5 protein-coding genes and 1 tRNA gene are annotated in these 3,750 nt (G+C 35.8%); 4 read left to right on the forward strand and 2 right to left on the reverse strand.

What is annotated here, in order from left to right; all coding sequences use genetic code 11:
• On the forward strand, positions 1-305 hold a 305-nt coding region (locus FD16_RS12955; RefSeq protein WP_162255735.1), incomplete at its 5' end, for a peptidoglycan-binding domain-containing protein.
• 313 nt (positions 306-618) lie between these two features.
• Positions 619-837 carry a hypothetical protein gene (locus FD16_RS12330; protein WP_010622280.1) on the forward strand — a complete coding sequence of 73 codons (219 nt, stop codon included), beginning with the start codon at positions 619-621 and terminating at the stop codon, positions 835-837.
• A 251-nt stretch (positions 838-1,088) separates the two neighbouring features.
• Here the strand turns inward: FD16_RS12330 and FD16_RS12335 are convergent.
• Positions 1,089-1,176, reverse strand: a tRNA-Ser gene (locus FD16_RS12335).
• Between the two features lie 286 nt (positions 1,177-1,462).
• On the reverse strand, positions 1,463-1,777 hold the full coding sequence (locus FD16_RS12340) for a hypothetical protein (protein ID WP_010622279.1): 315 nt from the start codon (positions 1,775-1,777) through the stop codon (positions 1,463-1,465).
• Between the two features lie 184 nt (positions 1,778-1,961).
• On the opposite strand from FD16_RS12340, the gene coaD reads away from it, so the two are divergent.
• Positions 1,962-2,453 (forward strand): pantetheine-phosphate adenylyltransferase, encoded by a 492-nt coding sequence (gene coaD / locus FD16_RS12345; protein ID WP_010622278.1) that lies wholly within the window; start codon positions 1,962-1,964, stop codon positions 2,451-2,453.
• 64 nt (positions 2,454-2,517) lie between these two features.
• The gene (locus FD16_RS12350) at positions 2,518-3,687 is read left to right on the forward strand and encodes a hydroxymethylglutaryl-CoA synthase (RefSeq protein WP_010622277.1); all 1,170 of its coding nucleotides are present in this window, start codon (positions 2,518-2,520) and stop codon (positions 3,685-3,687) included.
• Positions 3,688-3,750 lie beyond the last annotated feature (63 nt).

Below are 3,750 nucleotides of genomic sequence, written 5' to 3' on the forward strand. Positions count from 1 at the left end.
CTACCCAAACGGCGGCTAAGTCTAATAAGATCGCCGTTGATGGTATTCCGGGTTACAACACTTACCTGAAATTACAGCAGCTGTACGGTATGCGATACCAAGATGGCAAGATTAGTAAACCATCATCAACTGTCAAAGTGATCCAGAAGCACTTGGGTGTTAAGCAAGACGGTTACTTCGGTCCAGTTACTTACCGGGCTATGCAACGTAAGCTAGGTACACCGGTTGATGGTAAGGTGAGCCGGCCATCATTAATGTGGAAGCAAATTCAACGCGATATTAATAATGATGTGAAGCCATTCTAAAATGTGATAATATGTATTATGTAATAGGTTATCCATTTATATTTCGCTTCAAGCCTCAGTCCTTTTTGGATTGGGGCTTTTTTATTTGCTATTATGCTAAATACATGTTAAGCTTACGAAGTTCGATTGAAACAGATATTGAACAATTCAGTGACCGGAACATCATTGGGTCGCTATTTAAAGTATTAACAGAGATTAATAAAATAGCAAAAGGTTCTTGACTAGTAGTTAAGAACCTTTTTAAATCTTTAATTTAAATACCGATATTCAACAATGAAGGATGAACTTGTAAAAGACAAAAGGGAGGTTTAATTTGGAATTTATTGATGTTTTTGGCATTAAGCATACCCAATGTAGTCTTTTAGATACTAAGAGTGAATATAAGAGGGTATTTATATTCACAGATGAAAAAGGACAAAATTTTGTTGCTATTAAGGAAAATCCTGAACCAAATAATTACGGATCAAAAAACATGCATTGGAGATGTGCAAAGCCGCAAGATGCTCCAATAAATTATTATTTTAATAACTAATATTACAACTTGCATTAAATCAAAAGACGTACAAGTATACGCAAACAGGCCTCTCAGTTAATCGCTGGGAGGCCTGTTTTTTTATTAATAAATTTTAAAATATGTGCATGAAAAATCATAGTGTGCACAAAGTGTGCACCAACTTTCTAATTTATAGTGGTTTCTTATGCGTTTTAAAAAATAATAATCCTTTTAAATGCTGATTTAAAAGGATTCTTTATTTTTTAAGATGCTATTTATTCGTTCTTATAAGGAGAGTACAGGATTTGAACCTGCGCGCCGGTATTAGCCGGTTCGCCGGATTTCGAGTCCGGTGCATTACCACTCTGCCAACTCTCCAAATGGTACAAATAATATTATAGCAATCGGGACTGAATCAGTAAAGGTGAATTAAGGAAAAAAGTTTAATAATCAAAATTTAGATATTTTAGGATATAATGTCCTCGATCAAACAGAATTTATTGACTATGATAGCCAATAAACAAACAGCGTCCTAATTATTTAATCTAAGTGGCATAAAAATGGAATGCTTATATTTAGGGTCTTTGTATTATGCATTTATATGATTGCTATATGCAACTGAATCGAGAATGAACATAAAAAAGATAAATTTATTCATAATCAATTATTTATTAATTGTAAATCCGCGACTTTGAAGAATTCTGTTGGATGCTTCATCTGCTGCAACATAGCCGTTAGACAATAGATCATTGATATACAACTTATTGTAGATAAAAGAAAAAATAATTCCGATAATACCTGCACCAAATCCAATCGTTGGAATACCGAAGATAATTTCAATGAGTGCGATAATAAAAAACCATTTCCAATCCCCCCGAAAAAGGGCAGGAAGACAGCCAAAGAAAAAAGTTGTCCATGAAAACCCGACTTTTACCTGCTTAAAATGGCTGGTTTGAGAGTTAGTTAAGTTAATCATCATTTTAACAATCACCACTTTCAATTAAGATTGATATTGATTACTACTAATTTATAAAAGCTTGTTAAGCTTAATGTTATAGATTGATAAATACAATAGGTTGATGTAACTAATTGATCTGTTCTCACTTGGCTTGTGATATAATCATGACAGTATTTAGAGTAGGAAACGGTGGTGGAAAATAATGATGAAAGTAGCGATTTTTCCTGGTGGTTTTGATCCTCTGACAAGGGGACATCTTGATATTATTAAGCGTGGCAGTCAGCTATTTGATGAACTTGCAGTGGTTGTTAACTCCGAAGTTGACAAGGAATCAATTTTTACAGTTGATGAGCGTGTGGAACAGATTAAATACTTGATGTCACCCTATGACAACATAACAGTTATTACGGCGAATGAATTAAATGTAAAACTAATGGACCGAATTGGTGCTCAATACCTGATTCGAGGATTACGAAATACAACCGATTTTCAAAGAGAACGTGATGTGGCTTCAATGAATGTTCATTTGGATAATCGTGTTGAAACAGTGTTTATGTTGACTGACCCGAAGTACCAACACATTTCTAGTACTTTGATTAGAGAGTACGCTAAGTCAGGCAAAGACGTTTCCGATTATCTGCCAGCAATGGTTGCCAAACAGCTAGAAGAGAAAATTCAAGAAATTAAGCAACAGTAACAGGGTTATGACTGTACAGCCAAACGCTGTTATTTTTATTATTTAGGAATCGAGGAACGAAAGAATGCAAATTGGAATCGATAAAATCGGATTTTATACTCCATCACTCTATCTTGACCTTGTTGATTTAGCACATGCCAGAAATGAGGAACCTGACAAGTATCTAATTGGTATTGGTCAAGAAAAACAAGCGGTGATTCCGGCAACACAAGATATCGTTACTATGGGTGCTAGTGCGGCAGATCAAATACTGACCGAAGAAGACAAAAAAGATATTTCGACTGTGATCGTAGCTACCGAGTCCGGTGTAGATAATTCAAAGGCAGCTGCTATCTATGTAAAACAGCTGCTTGGACTTGATAATTTTGTCAGAACCGTTGAGCTTAAAGAAGCTTGCTATTCAGGAACTGCTGCAATTCAGTTTGCTCGTGGATTAGTTAACCTTAATGATAAAGAAAAAGTGCTTGTAATTACGGCAGATATTGCTCGCTATGGTATCGGAACGCCAGGCGAAGTTACACAAGGTGGTGGGGCTATTGCAATGTTAATTTCTGTGAACCCAAGAGTTCTCGCAATCGAAAACCAAAGCGTCTCTTATACCGACGATATTATGGATTTTTGGCGCCCATTGTACAGAAGCGAGGCACTGGTAGATGGAAAATATTCTACCAATGTTTATATTGATTTCTTTAATAAGTGTTGGAATCGTTATAGTGAGATTACGGATAGATCGTTCGATGATTTTTCAGCATTGATTTTTCACTTACCATTTACCAAAATGGGGAAAAAGGCACTTGACTCGGTGATGGAAAAAGAACCTGAAAATATTGCCAATCATTTCGGGACACAATTAAAATTTAGCCAACAATTGAGTCGGCAAGTTGGTAATCTCTACACGGGCTCGCTTTATATGTCCTTTTTGTCTTTGTTGCAATTCAATTCGGAACTGGTTGCTGGAAATCGTATCGGATTATTTAGTTACGGTTCTGGAGCAGAGGGCGAATTTTATAGTGGCATACTTCAAAATGAGTATGGTGATGTTATAGATTTCGAAAATATCGAAACCATGCTCAATAACAGAACTAAAGTGTCCGTGGCAGATTATGAAACAATATTTAATTCTCAAATTGGATATACGTCCACTGATGTTGTTTTGGACACTAGTAATGATAAATCCAAGTACGTGCTGTCTGGTCAAAAAGATCAGCAGAGACAATATTTTGTCAGAAAATAAAAAAACGCAGGCATCTGCTTGCACTTTTTTTGATTTCGTCTTGAAGACCTAGTTGAGCACGTA

Source organism: Paucilactobacillus suebicus DSM 5007 = KCTC 3549, from assembly GCF_001434475.1.
Lineage (GTDB): Bacteria > Bacillota > Bacilli > Lactobacillales > Lactobacillaceae > Paucilactobacillus > Paucilactobacillus suebicus.

Excerpts from the sequence above, each read along its gene's own strand:
- coaD (WP_010622278.1), top strand. The coding sequence starts at position 1,962 with ATGAAAGTAGCGATTTTTCCTGGTGGTTTTGATCCTCTGACAAGGGGA.
- FD16_RS12350 (WP_010622277.1), top strand. The coding sequence starts at position 2,518 with ATGCAAATTGGAATCGATAAAATCGGATTTTATACTCCATCACTCTAT.
- FD16_RS12340 (WP_010622279.1), bottom strand. The coding sequence starts at position 1,777 with ATGATGATTAACTTAACTAACTCTCAAACCAGCCATTTTAAGCAGGTA.